The following is a 17,055-nucleotide window of genomic DNA, read 5'->3' as shown; positions in this document are numbered from 1 at the left end:
AGACTTCCAGACAAAAGACGAATTTAAAAAGAGCTGGTACGCAGTTTTGTCCCGGGCGCATGCTTCTGTAGAAGCTAAGGTTAGCTGCTCGTGTAAAGGCAAAGGACAGAAATCACTTTCCGTAAAATATAACTCTGGCGGTGATACTTATTTCTTGGCACGGTACCCAAATACGGGTAGTCAACATTCTCCCGACTCATGTATTTAATTGTAGGTGCATACCCTTCAACACCTCAGGTGATGAAAAATATAAAAATGACATCAGATGCTCTGAAGAAAAAGGAGAGTTTGATTTGTCTCAATGTTCTATCGAAATACAACCCTGAAAAACATTCGAATACATCAAAACGACTTCCTGTCAAGTTCTTTTCTGGTGTTCTGATCGTGCTGATGAATACTGATAACTGGGCATCACTGGAGAAGAGATTCAGCTCTGAAATAGCAAATTGGCGTTCAGGAGGCAACGTCATCTGTATTGCTATAGGCGAGCTAGGTAAATTTAAGGGGAATGATACATACTATCTTAAAACACTTCAGATTGCTTTGATGAATGTTGATGATAACTGGATCCCGGCAGACTCGAGCTATGAACTGACCATGCTAAATTATCTTCATAAGCATGAGCGATCATTTATAAAACCTCTGAGATATGATGCTTCTAATAATGATGTATTCCCGGATTTCTGCCTGACGGATATAGGGAGTACTGAACTTTTTCCTATTGAGGTATTTGGTATGGATACTGCTTCATATTTGGCACGTAAGGTGATCAAAGAAAGTTACTATAATGAACGATATGGAAAGGATGGTTGGGCTTCATGGGAAGCACCGGCTGGCCCCTCCCCATCTGCCCGATAAGGCCAGCAGTTAACTACCAAATGCTTCTGTAAGGGCTTCGGCCCTATTAAAAATATCAGCCATTTTTTAACACATAGTAATAGAATCCGATTCAAAGTGATTCTCACATGGTCTCAGAAAGTAACTTTTTTAGGTTAATCTTTGTTATAGAGCTATTAAACCATAACTTCTGAAAATATCTTTTATTCTTATCTTTCAGTTATCATAATGACTTTTTAGATTAAGCCCCTAGTTTGAATGTGTTTGTTTGAAAAAATATTTTATAAAACATATTATGGTTAATTATTTGGTTGATGTTTTATTTCAAACATATCTACTTTACTCCTGCATGGATAGGTCTGCACATCTTGCCGCAAGATCATAAAATAAAAGTACAATTATGCGTTCTATTGAAAACAGGACCTGATATCATGGACGATTCCACTCCCCTGCTCGTTCCCCCAACCAAAAGATAAAAGTAACTTTTGAGGCTTAAAGGGTTTCATCCCTGATGTTCTTCATCCAGCGATTTTAATACTGCCCCATTAACCGGACAGAAATCATCCGAATATTTTCTTTTACATTGCCGCGCGCTACGTGAAATCTGACGTACTCACCCCTCCGATTTTCTTCAGATTTCGCGTAGCGCAACCTGGGCGGAAACCACTCGAAAAGTAACTTTTGGACAGATTTAGAAGCCGGTTACCCCCACTATTGTTATTAACATAATATTAACACAAGGAATAATCGTTATTATTCGAACTGTAACTAGGATGTTGCATACCTCTTGAAGCGATGAAAATATGAGCATATTTCTCATTATTCCTGAATCCATACATTTTTATTGTTTTTATAGCGACATATTGAAACTCTGTTTTATTTAATAAGTATCAATTTTATAATCAATTTCTGTTATTTTATCGCTATTGACATTTACTATTGTGACTATATCCAATGATATTAGATCACTTACATCTGAAAGTGACAGTGTCACGGATTGTGCACCCAGAGAGACCCTTTTCGTGAAAAAAGTAGTTCACTCCCATAACGAAACGTGGGCTTCTTTTTTGCAGATCGTATGTGGATGTCTTCAGGTAGCAGGAAGGAAAGTGATGCAGGCATGAAAGGATGACAAACCGGCAAAGGGGCTGCTACTGCTCCATATTCAACAAACCACCCCTGGTTAGTTGAATCCTTTGCCGGTTTTCCTGACAATACCAGACAGGTAAACTTTTTCCATCAGATTTTCTCGTCAACATGTTGCATTCATAGTTTTTCCATAATTGGATGCTTTTGCAGGACAACTACGGTTTTTATCCTTTCGTGCCCGGTAAAAAAAATAGTTAAATAGCGATTTCACCCTTTTAAAGGAAAAATTGTCCTCAGGCTCACAGTACTATAAAAGTATCAATAATCAGGAGCCGGTAATGACTCCAACTTATTGATAGTGTTTTATGTTCAGATAATGCCCGATGACTTTGTCATGCAGCTCCACCGATTTTGAGAACGACAGCGACTTCCGTCCCAGCCGTGCCAGGTGCTGCCTCAGATTCAGGTTAAGCCGCTCAATTCGCTGCGTATATCGCTTGCTGATTACGTGCAGCTTTCCCTTCAGGCGGGATTCATACAGCGGCCAGCCATCCGTCATCCATATCACCACGTCAAAGGGTGACAGCAGGCTCATAAGACGCCCCAGCGTCGCCATAGTGCGTTCACCGAATACGTGCGCAACAACCGTCTTCCGGAGCCTGTCATACGCGTAAAACAGCCAGCGCTGGCGCGATTTAGCCCCGACATAGCCCCACTGTTCGTCCATTTCCGCGCAGACGATGACGTCACTGCCCGGCTGTATGCGCGAGGTTACCGACTGCGGCCTGAGTTTTTTAAGTGACGTAAAATCGTGTTGAGGCCAACGCCCATAATGCGGGCGGTTGCCCGACATCCAACGCCATTCATGGCCATATCAATGATTTTCTGGTGCGTACCGGGCTGAGAAGCGGTGTAAGTGAACTGCAGTTGCCATGTTTTACGGCAGTGAGAGCAGAGATAGCGCTGATGTCCGGCAGTGCTTTTGCCGTTACGCACCACCCCGTCAGTAGCTGAACAGGAGGGACAGCTGATAGAAACAGAAGCCACTGGAGCACCTCAAAAACACCATCATACACTAAATCAGTAAGTTGGCAGCATCACCGACACTTCCCAAAGGCATCCCGCCGCTGGTGGTTTTTATGTGACACCGGGCAGGAGCGCCAGGCATCATGACAGCGCCCTATCCTCTCTTGCTTCACTTCCTGTCAGGTTTAAGACGACTATCAAACCGGAACGGTATCTGTTGAGCCTTCTGCACGATCCCGTAAAACTCAGGGTGCTCAGGATTTAACAGATAGTTGAACTCTACCGGCGATAAGGCTGAGGGAACACGCAGTGCAACCGAGCTCCTGGTAAATGACCAGGCATCTCCGTAATCAGCCAGTTCCTGAGGCGCATCCTCATCAGCCCAGTTGCCCGGTAATTCATCCATGTTTGCGCTTTGGATCAGTTCATCAGGCACATCGATACTCAGTAGCGTGAAAGAGTCCATTATCTGTGCCGCATGCAGGTGTACCAGCGTCTCCAGCATCGTTAGTGATGCCGTTTCGGAGACATATACCATTGACACCCCCACGCTATTCCAACGCCCACCAGCCTCTTTCGCACCATATCCGGTCCAGGCCGTAGAAAGATACTTTGTTTTCGTCAGCCTGTAGAGGATCACGAGTACACCCCATGCTCCAGACGCGTAATCAGCTTAATGACCTCATACGCTCCTGTCTCGGATGCCATCAGGTCTGCTGGCACTTTCCAGCTCAATGCCCGGTTAGGTTCGTTCAACCACTTCTGTGCGGCTTCCTTGTCGCCTTCAAACAAATCTACCGCCCGATCAATGACGCGGATAATCCGTACCAGACGTTCACTTTGTTCCGGGTTAAAACGTGCCTTCACACTGCGGCTAAACGTGGTCGACGGGATACCGGACATTTTTCTCAGGTCATTCTGGGTTATTCTGGCCCAGTCAGTGATCCGATTCGCCACCTTCCCGTCCAGGCCTTCATTGATTTGGCCCAGAAGCGCTACGCCATCAGCATTATTTAACCCGGCAACCTGCCAGAGGCGCTGTGGTCTGGCTGGAGTTGAGGACAAACTAAATGTTTTCATAGCTAACCTCCATTTGGTTCTTACATTATGCCCAAATGGTAACACTAGAGCAAATATCAACCACCAGCAGACGGAAGGCATTTTTCCTGATTGCGATACCTCAGAGGGTAGCGATCGGTATCGAGTCCCACCTCGTTGTGTAGGCTGGAGAGAGCATATCTCTCTTCATTGACCACGCCGGTGCGATGCCACGACCGGCAAACCATACTTTGCCTTTGCCTGAGTTGTTTATCGTATCCAGTACGTTCATGAGCGCGTCACTGTTTGCATACGACCTCCCTTCATCAAATAACGATAGCTGGGTAACTCCGCAGGGACGGAAATCGTTGAGCATGACACCTGCCTTTGCATAGTTATGTCCGTCTTTCCAGATTTTATCCAGAGCCCGGCCCGCCGCCGCGATAATGTCCCGCGTATCACGTGATGGAATGCAGAGCTGTTCGCTGGAGACTTTGCTGTAATAGGGTTCATGTTTTGAAAAAGGCGAGGTTTTTATGAAAGCTGATACCTGACCGCAGTACTGACGTTCCTGGCGCAATTTTTCCGCAGCACGTTCAGCATACTGGCAAATTGCCTAGCGCATGGATTCATACGTTGTTATACGCCCCGAAACATCAAGAAAAAGATTGTGCTCATTAAAAGCTTTCTATTGAAATTGATAGAAAAAAGAGGCTGCATAGCCTCTTTTTTTTCCTCACTTCTCATCCTTTAGGGGGAATGGATCTTTTCCATAGGAGTCTCTATCCCTGATTTGTCCATTTGGTCGATGAATAACCAGTTCACTTTCCTGATTGCGGGAGATTGAACGAGCCGCATCTATTGCTTCCTGTTGTGTACGATGGGTAGATGTTACCCGTTCATTACCCTCTCCACGTACAGCCCACTCACCATTGTGCGGTACAACATGTTGGTTCTTTCCCATGAGGTTTCCTGACAAGTGTTCGACACCATGTGGTGCCATATTAAATAATAAACACTATATATTGCGTTTCATTTGTGATGAGTCACATTTCCTGTTTTCAACAAAAATACAGAAACATCTTGCTGAGGCGCTGCCCTCCGTTGGTTAAATTAATGCAATTAATATCAGTATGTTAAGGAAAATCCGCAGTGGTGTTTTATCAAACGTAAAGGTGCCATTTTCGTCCTGAACCGTGGCGGAAAAAGCGTGGCTGGTGACCAGCAGCAGAGCTGCGAAAAGTGTACGTAATGGTGTGTACATATGAATTGCCTGTATCGGGTGGTGCTTCGCTTACCCGACCTGCAAAAACAGAATACAGGCCGGGCAACCGGGGTTTAGAACTTCAACGCCCCCTGCATATACAGCGTGCGCGGCTGACCTGCGTAGATGCCTTTGTTGTTGTCGTCGTAAGAGCGGATGAAATAATCCTGGTCGAAGATATTTTTCACGCCGAACGCAAGGTTCAGGTCTGCCATCTGCGGACCAAAGTCATACGCCACGCTCGCGCCCCAGAGCATGAATCCGGGGATGCGGCCGGTACTGCCATCGGCGCTCTCTTTAACAGTGTTGGCGTTATCCGCAAACTGGCTGGACTGGAAATCGCTGTTCAGGTTGAACGTCCAACTGCCTAGCTTGTAATCCACGCCCAGCGTGCCTTTGTGTTTCGGCGAGAACGGTACTTGGTTGCCATAGGTGTCGCCTTTCTCGCGGATCTCGGCATTTACGTACGCATAGCTTGCATAGACGGAGACGTTATCGAGCGTGGGCGTCAGCGTGCCGAGGTCATAGCGGACCAGGGTTTCCAACCCGGTATGGCGCGTTTTACCCCGTGCGGTCACGGTGTCGTTGGTCTGGTTGGAGTGGTACTGATTATTAAAGTTAATCAGGAACAGCCCCATTTCTGCCGTCAGCGCGCCATCGTCATATCGGGTTCCGAGCTCCCAAGTTCGTGCTTTTTCCGGTTCCACATTGCCGCTTTGCACAGCCTTGCCAATTTGGCTGTACTGTACGGTGCCGAACGAGCCTTCGGTGTTTGCATAAAGATTCCAGCTGTCAGTGAGGTGATAGAGAACGTTTAACGCCGGAAGTGGGGCGTTGTAGCTCACTTCCTTATGCGTGCCTTTGATGGCGTTGTTCTGGTATGACTCGATATGTTCAAAGCGCATACCTAGGGTGATCGACCAGTTGCCAATGTCGATTTCGTCATCCAGATACCAGGCATGCGCTTCGGTACCGGAACGGGTGTCACGATTGTACGGGCTTGAGCTGGACGGTAGCTGCCCGCTGCTGGTGGCGGTGTAGTAACGCATTTCGTGCGTGGATTCATTCACATACCGGTAACCGACGCCCACCTCGTGTGCGCTCGGGCCGACCATAAAGCTCTGGCTGTAGCGCGGTTCAATGCCGCGTACCCAGTAGTTACGCGGTGAAAGGGTGATGTGTTTGCCCTGTTCTAGGTAGCCACTGCGCAGGGTTTCGGTGTAGAAGCCCTGAATATTGAATTTATGCTGGCTGTCCGGCTGGAACTGATAGCCGAGGCTTGCCAGCTTGCGACGCCCCCAGAAACGATCGTAATGGCGCGTGGACAGCCAGCGGTCGGCGTTGTAATCCGCGCGAGACAGGCCGCCGGGCATGTCGGCTTCACCGTCGTAGTATTGCAGCAGGCTGTTGAAGGTATGCACCTCGTTCGGCGCATATTTGCTTTTCAGCATCAGGTCGTCGATGCGCGTTGCGCTGTGCTCGCGCCAGTCGCTGCCGCGAGTGCCGGAGTAAAGCAGGGCGGTACCAAAACCGTTATCCGCCGTGCCGCCCACCATCAGATTGTGAGTCTCTTTTGGGTTATTTTGTGAGGACGTCGGGCTGAGCTGGCCTTCCACGCCGGCTTCGATGCCGAAGTCTTGCGGAATGGTGCGGGTGACAAAGTTCACCACACCGCCCACGCTCTGCGGCCCGTAACGCACCGCACCACCGCCGCGTACCACGTCGATGGCGTCCATATTCCCGAGTGAGACAGGCGCCAGTGAAAGCTGTGGCTGGCCGTAAGGGGCAAACGGTACGGGAATACCGTCCATCAGTACGGTTGAACGGCTGGCAAGGCGCGGAGTCAGGCCGCGAATACCAAAGTTCATCGCCAGATCGTGGCTGCCGGTGCCGTTGTTTTCCGGGGCAGTGACACCAGGGATGCGATTCAGCACATCGCGAATGGTCGTCGCGCCGGTTTTGGCGGAATCCTCACGGCGGATAACGTCACGCGCGCCAGCATGTTCGAAGACGTCGTTTTCGCGCGCATCCCCTAGCCAGTCGCCCACCACGGTCAGGACATCTTCTTTGTCGAGCGAACCCGGTGCGATATCAACCTGCGTTGCGAAGGCGGATAACGATAACCCGGCCAGCGGCAGCAGGCTCAGGCGAATTGTGTAAACCAAAGGTGTTGTTTTGCGAAAAACACGTAAAGTCGTCATACCTTCTCCATCATCATTTTTGTTGTGTTTATCTATTAGTCGAACGAGAAGGGGAAAAAGGACAATGGAAATGAGAATTATTTTTCTTATACGGCAGAAATATTGACCAAGCATTGCGTAACCAACTGAATTTTAACTGTAAGTGTCTTAGCGATAACATTCAGGATGGCATCAGTATTTTTCAGCGGGAAGGTTCCACTCAGGCGCAGTCCGGCCACTGCTGGATCACAGCGTAGCACGCCATTGCGATAACGGCTCAGCGTGGCAATCATCTCACCCAGTGGTTTGTCGCTGAAGCTCAGAACACCCTGCGTCCATGCGGCGCTTTCCTCATCCGTTGAGGTTATGGCACCAAATTCCGACGCGCTAAACTGCAGGCTCTCGCCAGCGCTAACAATGCTTTTTTCCTGCGGACGGTTTGCCAGTAAGACTTCAACAGCGTGTTGTTGAACGGCAACGCGCGTGACGTTGTCCTGCTAGTAGACGGTAAATTCTGTGCCTAACGCGGTGAGTTGACCCTAGCGGGTCATCACGCGGAAAGGTCGCTGCTGAGCATCTTTTGCGGTGGTGATAGCAATTTCGCCGTACCAGAGGTGGACAGCGCGCTGATGTACATCAAAAGGAACGTCAGCTGCACTTTGTGTGTTGAGCGTCAGCTGCGAATCATCTTCTAGCAGCTGATGGCTGACCGCGCCTTTGTCGGTGCGGTAGTCCGCGCGAAGACCTTCGCCAGTTTCGGATTGCCAGAGCTGCCAGCCGCCGCCCACGCCGAGCAGCAACAGCAGTCCTTTCAAAACGTGACGACGGGTAAGGTGCGTATCGTGCAGCACCCGGCTGGCGACATTGGCCGGTACATGGCTGAGCTGGCTGCGCAGGTTTGCAACCTGTTGCCAGGCCCACTGATGCTCCTTATCCTCTTCATACCACTGTTGCCAGCGTGCTTCCTGCTGCGGACTGACGCGCTCGCCGCTCAATACGGCATACCAGTGTGATGCCGAGCGCAATGCCTGGCGGCGAGAATTGGTGATAGACGCGTTCACAGGCCGTGCTCCAGACGAAACAGCAGACAATGTTCGATTGCCTTTGCCACATACTTTTTTACTGAACTGACGGAGACACCGAGCTTCAGTGCGATCTCGCTATATGTCAGACCATCCAGTTGTGAAAGCAAAAACGCTTCACGTGTTTTTCCTTTTAACCCGTCAAGCATCCTGTCGATGAGTTGCAGGGTTTCGAGCTGGCTTTCGTGTTCCTCGGGCGAAGGCGCCAGCCTCTCCGGCATAAGGGCCAGCATCTCTAGATAGGCTTTTTCCAGCGAGTTTCGGCGGAACAAATCGACCATCACGCGTTTGGCGATGGTGCACAGGAATGAGCGGGGATCGCGGATCGTCGAGAGCGTGTTGTTGCCCATTACCCGCAGAAAAGTGTCTTGGGCAATGTCATCTGCATCAAAGGCCGACTGGAGTTTGCGCGTCAGCCAGCTTTTCAGCCAGTCGTGATGTGAGCCATAAAGCGACTCGAGCGTCAAGGAAGCAATGGTAGTGGCGCTGTCAGACATGCGGAGTGCATCAAAAGTTAATTATCACGCGCCTATATTAATATGAGAATGGTTATCATTACAATTGGAGATAAAATTGCATGTTTTTGATTTTTTTTAATCTGTTGTTTTTTTTAGTAAATGTTATGAGATGGGCAAGGGACTGCTTCACGCCCTGAGACATTAGACAAGCTTTTTATGGCTTCAGTAAGGGCGACTTTCGCGCTTCCAGTGCCAGCAAGTATTTGGATAACTCACCGATGGAACGGGTGTTCAAGAGCCTGAAGAGTGAATGGATACCGGTGGGTGGCTACAGTGATATCCGACAGATGATGCAGGATATCACCGTCTGGATACACTACTACAACCAGCATCGCCCCCACACATTTAATGGCGGGTTATCACCCTATGAATATGAAAATCAATGGAAAGAGGCTATGCAGGTGTCTTGATTTTGTGATCCACTACAATGCACCTCTATAAGCTGGCCCCGAAAATCCCCCACCTTAATGTACTGACAATGTTGTAAAAAACTCATGACCGCATTATAAAAACGGTCATGAGTCAGAAATACCTCATTCGCATCGCTGAGCTGGAAAGGCTGCTCTCTGAGCAGGGTGAAGCCCTCCGTCAGAAAGACCAGAAACTGAGTCAGGTTGAAGAGACGGAGGCCTTTCTGCGCTCTGTGCTGACCCATGCCGAAGAAAAGCCCGAAGAAGATGCACGGGAAGTAGAACATCTGTGGGCCCAGATAGAAAAACTGCGTCTTGAGGTTGAACGGGTTGAGACCCAGCTAAATACTGCGAACATCTGCCACTGTATCACATCAGAATGTTACTCTCTGAGTCTGTTCAGAGAATATATTTCTGCTGTTTTCCGGGGTATACAGCGCTATCTGAGGAGGGGGAATGAACAGTGATTTTTCTGCGGAAAAAATCCTGACGGGTAAGAATGTCCTGTGCGCGGCCATTCGCCGTATTGAGTGGTTGTTTGAGACATTCTCTTCTGTCTGTTTGTCTTTTTCTGGTGGTAAGGATTCCACTGTGCTTCTCCATCTTGTGGCAGAGGTGGCCCGCAGGAGAAAACGCCGTTTCTCTGTACTGTTCATTGACTGGGAAGCCCAGTACCAGTGCACCATTGAACATATTCAGAAGATGCAGGATATGTACCGGGATGTGACGGACACCTTTTACTGGGTGGCTCTTCCCCTGACCACGGTAAACGGTGTCTCTCAGTTTCAGCCGGAGTGGATATGCTGGGAACCCGGTGTGGCGTGGGTTCGTCAGCCACCGGAATATGCCATTACAGATATGGCATATTTTCCCTTTTACCGGTATGCCATGACCTTTGAAGAATTTGTTCCGGCATTTTCTTCTTGGTTTACCGGAAACCGGTGTGCAGTGGCAATACTGATTGGTGTCCGGGCGGATGAATCCCTTAACCGCTTTATGGGACTGGTGTCCCGGCGTAAACTGAGATATGCCGATGATAAACCCTGGACCACGGCGTCGCCTGAAGGTTTTTACTACACTATGTACCCGTTGTATGACTGGAAATCCCGTGATATCTGGATATATAACGCCAAAACCCGTGCCATCTACAATCCTCTGTATGATTTGATGTACCGTGCAGGTGTGCCGTTACGCGACATGCGTGTCTGTGAGCCTTTTGGCCCGGAACAGCGTAAAGGACTGTGGCTTTATCATGTTCTGGAGCCGGAAACCTGGGCTAGGATGTGTGAGCGGGTGTCCGGGGCTGCCAGTGGTGCTCTTTATGCCAATGAAAGCGGTGCTTATTTTGCTCTGCGTAAGCGTATCACAAAGCCAGTTCATCACACCTGGCGCAGTTACGCGATGTTCCTGCTGGATGTGATGCCGGAAAGAACGGCAGAACATTACCGTAACAAAATTGCTGTCTACCTGCGCTGGTATCAGACTAAGGGGTTTCCGGATGACATCCCGGATGAACAGGAGAATGATTTGGGGTGCAGGGATATCCCGTCCTGGCGACGAATCTGTAAGACTCTCATAAAGAATGATTTCTGGTGCCGGTCCCTCTCCTTCAGCCCGAACAAACCTCGGCACTATGAACGTTATCTGCAGCGTATGAAGGAAAGGAGAAAGGAATGGGGGATTCTGTGATACCGGAGGTGGAGGTACTGAGCAACATTATTCGTCAGTACTTCAGTCAGGCACGAAGTGAAGAAGAAACCATACAAGCCCTTAATCATCTGCGCAGGGTGCTGCATGAGGTCAGCCCTTTTGCACAGGAGCCTGTGGACTGTGTGCTGTGGGTGAAAGCGGATGAGGTGGTGGCCAACGATTACAATCCCAATGTCATGGCTCCGGGTGAGAAGAGACTGCTGAAGCAGTCACTGGAGAAAGATGGTTTCACACAACCGGTGGTGGTGTCAGAAGATAAGAGCCATTATCTGGTGGTGGATGGTTTTCATCGTCAGTTACTGGGCAGGGAATCAGATACAGGGAAACGCCTGAAGGGCTGGCTGCCTGTAGCCTGTATTAATCCGGAGAGAAAGGGACAGGCCGCACGCATTGCTGCTACCATTCGACATAACCGGGCCAGGGGGAAGCACCAGATAACCTCAATGTCTGATATTGTAAGAGACCTTTCGCGTCTGGGTTGGACAGATCAACGCATTGGCACTGAGTTGGGCATGGACCAAGATGAAGTGCTGAGGCTGAAACAGATTAGCGGACTGACAGAACTGTTTCAGGAAGAGGATTTCAGTCCGGCATGGACGGTTCGCTGATTCTGTTAAATATGGTTTGTTGTGGTCAAAAAGAGACTGTAATCATTCGCTGGCCGAGAGTCTGCAACAACTCAAACGGGCTAGCAGCGATACTGTCCGTCATTTTATGAATGCTAAAGGTGGTCCTGCTGTTGCATATACCGAACAGCGGCTTGCAAGTATTGCCAGCGCTATTCCCCTGACCACAGATAAAACTGTCATCGAGGCAAATGCATTGATGGCAACGGCACTTGCATCCCAAATAAAACTATTACCATTGCAAAATCAAAACACAAATGATAATCATTATCATCTGTGTTTTTTGGTTTCCTGCCATAGTATACAGGAGCGTTAAAAGAGGGATTTTCTTATGCGTATTTTATTTATAGGTCCTCCTCTCTATGGGCTATTGTATCCTGTGCTATCTCTGGCACAGGCGTTTCGCGTTAACGGCCATGAAGTGCTGATCGCCAGCGGAGGAAAATTCGTCAAAAAAGCAGCAGAGGCGGGATTGGTGGCGTTTGATGCCGCACCAGGCTTAGATTCCGAAGCTGGCTATTGCCGCCATGAAGCTCTGCGGAAAGAAAGTCACATCGGCACCAAAATGGGAAACTTCTCATTCTTCAGCGAAGAGATGGCCGACCACCTGGTGGAGTTCGCCGGACACTGGCGGCCCGATCTCATCATCTACCCTCCGCTCGGAGTCATCGGGCCGCTGATTGCGGCCAAATACGATATCCCGGTCGTGATGCAAACCGTCGGCTTCGGCCATACGCCCTGGCATATCAAAGGCGTAACGCGTTCGCTTGCGGACACGTATCATCGCCACGGCGTCGGGGCCGCACCGCGCGATATGGCCTGGATCGACGTAGCACCGCCGAGCATGAGCATTCTTGAAAACGACGGCGAACCCATTATTCCTATGCAGTACGTCCCGTACAACGGCGGCGCGGTGTGGGAACCATGGTGGGAGAGGAAGCCCGATCGTAAACGTCTGCTGGTGAGTCTCGGCACCGTCAAACCGATGGTCGACGGCCTTGAATTGATCACCTGGGTGTTGGATTCCGCCAGTGAAGTCGATGCCGAGATTATCCTGCATCTTCCGGCCAATGCGCGGTCCGATCTACGCTCGCTACCGTCAAATGTCCGCTTGGTCGACTGGATACCCATGGGGGCCTTCCTGAACGGCGCAGATGGCTTCATTCATCATGGCGGCGCAGGCAATACTCTGACAGCGCTACACGCCGGTATTCCACAGATCGTCTTCGGCCAGGGTGCTGATCGCCCGGTAAATGCCCGCGTTGTTGTCGAGCGTGGCTGCGGGATCATCCCCGGCGACGGCGGCCTGTCAAGCAACATGATCAATGCTTTCCTCGACAATCGCGCACTTCGCGACGCCTCTGAAGAGGTAGCGGCGGAAATGGCGACGCTACCCTGCCCAAGCGAAGTGGCGAAAAACCTGATCGCGATGGTACAGAAAGGGTAGCCACCACACCGTCATGACGATCATACGCCAGCACGCATCCTAGAGTTATACGCCCGTAACAATGCGGGACCGGATCGCGCTGGCGCTTTTTTTTCGGAGCGATCCAGCTCGGATCGTATTTTTTACAGACGGAGGTGGCTTAATGCCTGCGACTCACTCTCCCACACCTGCGCGGTCCTGGATAGTTCGCTTGGCACGCGTGTGCTGGGAACGTAAGAAACTTACCATCATCGTGGTAGTAGCGTCGGTATCGACTATTCTGCTGGCCGCGCTGACACCGCTGCTGACAAGGCAAGCGGTGAACGACGCGCTGGCAGGCAATCCGACCCGTCTGCCGAGGCTGGCCTGCGGGCTACTGCTGATCGCCTTTTTTGATTTCATCGGTAACTACGTGCGCCGCGGTTATGCCGGGGAGCTCTCGCTCTGGGTACAGCACACCCTGCGAGGACGGGCATTCGACAGCATTCAGAAACTTGACGGCGCAGGCCAGGACGCGCTGCGCACCGGGCAAGTGATTTCCCGGACCAACAGCGATCTGCAGCAGGTGCATACCCTGCTGCAGATGTGTCCGGTGCCGCTGGCAGTATTCACTTATTACATCGCCGGCATTGCCGTGATGCTGTGGATGTCACCTGCCATGACACTCATCGTCGTGTGCGTACTGGCGTGCCTAGCGATCACTGCGCTGCGCGCGCGTCGTCGGGTCTTCGCGCAGACCGGTCTAGCCTCGGACCGACTGGCGAATCTCACCGAACATATGCGCGAGGTGCTGGCGCAGATCTCCGTGGTGAAATCCTGCGTGGCGGAGCTGCGTGAAACGCGCTGGCTGGATCGCCAGTCGCGGCAGATTGTGCATGTACGCATCGGCGCAGCCATCTCGCAGGCGATACCAGGTGCCACCATGCTGGCGCTACCGGTGCTCGGGCAAATCGTTCTGCTGTGCTACGGCGGCTGGTCGATCATACATGGGCGGATCAATCTCGGAACCTTCGTGGCATTTGCCAGCTTCCTCGCGATGCTGACCGGGCCAACCCGCGTACTGGCATCGTTTCTGGTTATCGCTCAGCGCACCCAGGCGTCCGTGGAGCGAGTGTTTGCTCTGATCGACACCCGTTCGCAGATGGAAGACGGGACGGAGGTGGTTAACGGTCAGGTTGTCGGGCTGGAACTGGAGAATATGAGCTTCGACTACCGTGGCGGCAGACGCATCCTCAGCGATGTATCCTTTTCCCTGCACGCCGGTGAAACCGTGGCGGTAGTGGGCGCATCGGGTTCCGGGAAATCGACGCTGCTGATGCTGCTGGCGCGTTTTTACGATCCCAGCGCCGGAGATATATGGCTCAACACCAGCGCTGGCCGACATAACCTCCGCGCTCTCAGGCTGGAGGCGCTTCGTCGTCGTATAGGCGTTGTGTTTGAAGATGCTTTTCTGTTTGCCGGTACGGTGGCGGAAAATATCGCCTATGGCCACCCTCAGGCAACGGCGGACGACATTTACCGCGCGGCGACGGCAGCAGGAGCCAGCGATTTTATCAACGCCCTGCCGAAAGGCTTTGATACTTGGTTAACTGAACGCGGTACAAATCTTTCTGGCGGGCAGAGGCAGCGAATCGCGCTGGCGCGGGCGCTCATTACCGCGCCGGAAGTATTGATCCTCGATGACACCACCTCGGCGGTCGATGCCGGTACTGAAGCGGAGATCAACACCGCGCTGAGTCGCTATGCTGACGAAGAGCATATGCTGCTGGTGATTGCCCGACGCCGTTCAACGCTTCAGTTAGCCAGCCGAATTGTGATGCTGGATAAGGGCCGGGTGGTGGATACTGGAACCCAGGCAGAACTTGAAGCGCGCTGTCCGGCGTTCCGTGCGCTTATGACCGGCGATGGCGATTTCCTCGCGCCTTCCCACAGTGAGAATAACGAATTGTGGCCAACCGGACCCGCGGCACAAGACTATGCGCCGGAGACAGGGGATAAAGGCTTTGTTGCCCGTATGACTCGCGTGCCGGAAAATGCAGTACAGCAGGCGCTGGCCGGTAAAGGCCGCAAAGTCACGTCGCTGCTGAAGCCCGTGGCGTGGATGTTCGTCATCGCCGCCCTGTTGATCGCACTCGATTCGGCGGCAGGCGTCGGGGTACTGATACTGCTGCAGCGCGGCATTGACTCCGGCGTCGCCGCAGGCGATATGTCGACTATCGGCCTCTGCGTCCTGCTCGCCCTGTGCCTAGTAGCCGTGAGCTGGAGCTGTTATTCGCTGCAGACGGTCTTCGCCGCAAGGGCGGCGGAGTCAGTCCAGCATACCGTGCGTGTGCGCACCTTCGGCCATATGCTGCGTCTTGGCCTCCCCTGGCATGAAAAGCATGTCGATTCGCGTCTGACCCGCATGACCGTTGATGTGGACTCTCTCGCCCGCTTTCTGCAAAACGGCCTTGCCGGTGCGGCCACCAGCCTCGTGACGATGTTCGCTATCGCCGCCGCCATGTTCTGGCTCGACCCGCTCCTGGCGCTGACGGCATTAAGTGCGGTGCCACAGGTCGCACTGGCAACCTGGATTTATCGCCGACTCAGCTCCCCTGCTTATGCGCAGGCGCGGCTGGAAATAGGCAAAGTTAACAGCACCCTGCAGGAGAAAGTCTCCGGCTTGCGCGTCGTGCAATCGCATGGCCAGCAGGAACAGGAGGCAGCACGGCTGCGTGCGTTATCGGATCGCTTCCGCACGACCCGCGTGCGTGCGCAAAAATACCTTGCCGTCTATTTCCCGTTCCTGACCTTCTGCACCGAGGCCTCCTATGCCGCCGTTCTACTGGTGGGAGCATCGCGGGTCGCCGAAGGTGAAATGACCGCCGGGGTGATGGCGGCTTTCTACCTGCTGCTGGGGCAATTCTACGGACCAGTTCAGCAGTTATCAGGGATTGTCGACGCCTGGCAGCAGGCGACGGCCAGCGGTAAACATATTGATGAACTGCTGGCGACCGAAGGCACTGAGAACGTAACCCCCTCTTCTGCACCGCCCGCCACCGGTGCGCTTCATCTTGATGATGTCACGTTTAGTTATCCCGACAGTTCCGAGCCGGCGTTGACCAAACTTACCCTGACGATCCCCGAGGGAACGGTTGTCGCGGTCGTCGGTCGCAGTGGTGCGGGTAAGTCAACGCTGATTAAACTGATTGCCGGGTTATATTCCCCCACCTACGGCAGTATCAGCATCGGTGATCGGACGATTGATGATGCCTCGCTTGCCGATTACCGTCTCCAGATTGGGGTGGTCGATCAGGATGTGGCGCTGTTTAGTAGTGATATTGCGGAAAACATTCGTTATTCACGGCCATCCAGCACCAATGACGACGTTGAGATTGCTTCACTGCGGGCTGGGCTGTATGAGACGGTACGCAATCTGCCGCAGGGATTCCGGACACCGGTGAGTAACGGCGGTGCCGATCTGTCCGCAGGTCAGCGCCAGCTGATTGCACTGGCTCGCGCGCAATTAGCGAATGCTCACATCCTGCTACTCGATGAAGCTACGTCACGCTTGGATCGCGCATCCGAAGAACGATTGATGTCATCGTTAATAGATGTCGCGCACGCCAGGCAGCACTCGGCGCTGATTGTGGCGCACCGTCTGACCACCGCGCAGCGCTGCGAACTGATTGCCGTTCTCGATAAGGGGCAGCTTACTGAATACGGCACTCACGAACAGCTTTTAGCTGCAGGCGGCCTCTATAACCAGTTATGGCATGACAGTGTCGGCAGTACTGTGCTACATCGACAGCACGACATCGCGGGATAGTTACAGTGCACATTAAACATTAAAAAACACGCTCTGAAACG

At 51.9% G+C, this 17,055-nt stretch carries 12 protein-coding genes and 5 pseudogenes; 8 read left to right on the top strand and 9 right to left on the bottom strand.

Features of this window, described 5'->3' with window-relative positions; all coding sequences use genetic code 11:
- The first annotated feature begins 240 nt into the window (after window positions 1–240).
- Complete coding sequence (locus tag LPQ25_RS26635; protein WP_234599518.1) at window positions 241–858, top strand: DUF1173 family protein; 618 nt, start codon at window positions 241–243, stop codon at window positions 856–858.
- Between the two features lie 1,417 nt (window positions 859–2,275).
- On the opposite strand, the gene LPQ25_RS26630 is transcribed toward LPQ25_RS26635, so the two are convergent.
- The 9 genes and pseudogenes from LPQ25_RS26630 to fecI form a co-directional block, all read right to left on the bottom strand.
- A protein-coding gene (locus LPQ25_RS26630; RefSeq protein WP_223175001.1) for an IS1-like element IS1A family transposase occupies window positions 2,276–2,973 on the bottom strand; the annotation gives its coding sequence in 2 pieces (ribosomal slippage) (window positions 2,276–2,724 and window positions 2,724–2,973; 699 coding nt in all).
- 148 nt (window positions 2,974–3,121) lie between these two features.
- Window positions 3,122–3,592: an RES family NAD+ phosphorylase gene (locus tag LPQ25_RS26625; protein WP_004026354.1), complete on the bottom strand. Its 471-nt coding sequence runs from the start codon at window positions 3,590–3,592 to the stop codon at window positions 3,122–3,124.
- Entirely contained in the window at window positions 3,589–4,032 is a 444-nt protein-coding gene (gene parS, locus LPQ25_RS26620; protein WP_004026357.1) for a type II RES/Xre toxin-antitoxin system antitoxin, read from the bottom strand. The genes LPQ25_RS26625 and parS overlap by 4 nt, the downstream gene beginning before the upstream one ends.
- A 100-nt stretch (window positions 4,033–4,132) precedes the next feature.
- Window positions 4,133–4,636: pseudogene (locus LPQ25_RS26615) on the bottom strand (DUF4113 domain-containing protein); the annotation flags it as partial.
- 90 nt (window positions 4,637–4,726) lie between these two features.
- A complete protein-coding gene (locus tag LPQ25_RS26610) occupies window positions 4,727–4,954 on the bottom strand; it encodes a DUF2188 domain-containing protein (RefSeq protein WP_115385634.1) in 228 nt (75 codons plus the stop codon).
- A 144-nt stretch (window positions 4,955–5,098) separates the two neighbouring features.
- Window positions 5,099–5,254: a hypothetical protein gene (locus LPQ25_RS26605; protein ID WP_004213642.1), complete on the bottom strand. Its 156-nt coding sequence runs from the start codon at window positions 5,252–5,254 to the stop codon at window positions 5,099–5,101.
- A gap of 74 nt (window positions 5,255–5,328) precedes the next feature.
- On the bottom strand, window positions 5,329–7,455 hold the full coding sequence (gene fecA, locus LPQ25_RS26600) for a TonB-dependent Fe(3+) dicitrate receptor FecA (protein WP_004213640.1): 2,127 nt from the start codon (window positions 7,453–7,455) through the stop codon (window positions 5,329–5,331).
- 86 nt (window positions 7,456–7,541) lie between these two features.
- Window positions 7,542–8,495 (bottom strand): annotated as a pseudogene (fecR, locus tag LPQ25_RS26595) (ferric citrate uptake sigma factor regulator FecR).
- Complete coding sequence (gene fecI / locus LPQ25_RS26590; protein ID WP_004213635.1) at window positions 8,492–9,013, bottom strand: ferric citrate uptake sigma factor FecI; 522 nt, start codon at window positions 9,011–9,013, stop codon at window positions 8,492–8,494. The pseudogene fecR and the gene fecI overlap by 4 nt, the downstream one beginning before the upstream one ends.
- Before the next feature lie 224 nt (window positions 9,014–9,237).
- Here fecI and LPQ25_RS26585 point away from each other — a divergent pair.
- The 7 genes and pseudogenes from LPQ25_RS26585 to iroC all read left to right on the top strand — a co-directional run.
- Window positions 9,238–9,444, top strand: a pseudogene (locus tag LPQ25_RS26585) (IS3 family transposase); the annotation flags it as partial.
- A 107-nt stretch (window positions 9,445–9,551) separates the two neighbouring features.
- A pseudogene (locus tag LPQ25_RS26580) lies at window positions 9,552–9,758 on the top strand (IS66 family transposase); the annotation flags it as partial.
- Window positions 9,759–9,900: 142 nt separating this feature from the next.
- Window positions 9,901–11,133: a phosphoadenosine phosphosulfate reductase gene (locus LPQ25_RS26575; RefSeq protein WP_004213628.1), complete on the top strand. Its 1,233-nt coding sequence runs from the start codon at window positions 9,901–9,903 to the stop codon at window positions 11,131–11,133.
- Entirely contained in the window at window positions 11,118–11,762 is a 645-nt protein-coding gene (locus tag LPQ25_RS26570; RefSeq protein ID WP_004213626.1) for an IbrB-like domain-containing protein, read from the top strand. Before LPQ25_RS26575 ends, LPQ25_RS26570 begins: the two co-directional genes overlap by 16 nt.
- A gap of 38 nt (window positions 11,763–11,800) precedes the next feature.
- Window positions 11,801–12,015, top strand: a pseudogene (locus LPQ25_RS26565) (IS110 family transposase); the annotation flags it as partial.
- A 96-nt stretch (window positions 12,016–12,111) separates the two neighbouring features.
- On the top strand, window positions 12,112–13,227 hold the full coding sequence (iroB, locus tag LPQ25_RS26560; RefSeq protein ID WP_004213623.1) for a salmochelin biosynthesis C-glycosyltransferase IroB: 1,116 nt from the start codon (window positions 12,112–12,114) through the stop codon (window positions 13,225–13,227).
- A 142-nt stretch (window positions 13,228–13,369) separates the two neighbouring features.
- Window positions 13,370–17,014, top strand: a complete 3,645-nt coding sequence (iroC, locus tag LPQ25_RS26555; RefSeq protein WP_011251260.1) for a salmochelin/enterobactin export ABC transporter IroC — start codon at window positions 13,370–13,372, stop codon at window positions 17,012–17,014.
- Window positions 17,015–17,055 lie beyond the last annotated feature (41 nt).

It is taken from the genome of Klebsiella sp. KPN54798, assembly GCF_021184225.1.
GTDB lineage: Bacteria > Pseudomonadota > Gammaproteobacteria > Enterobacterales > Enterobacteriaceae > Klebsiella > Klebsiella pneumoniae.
This window is presented reverse-complemented; position numbering and strand designations above follow the sequence as displayed.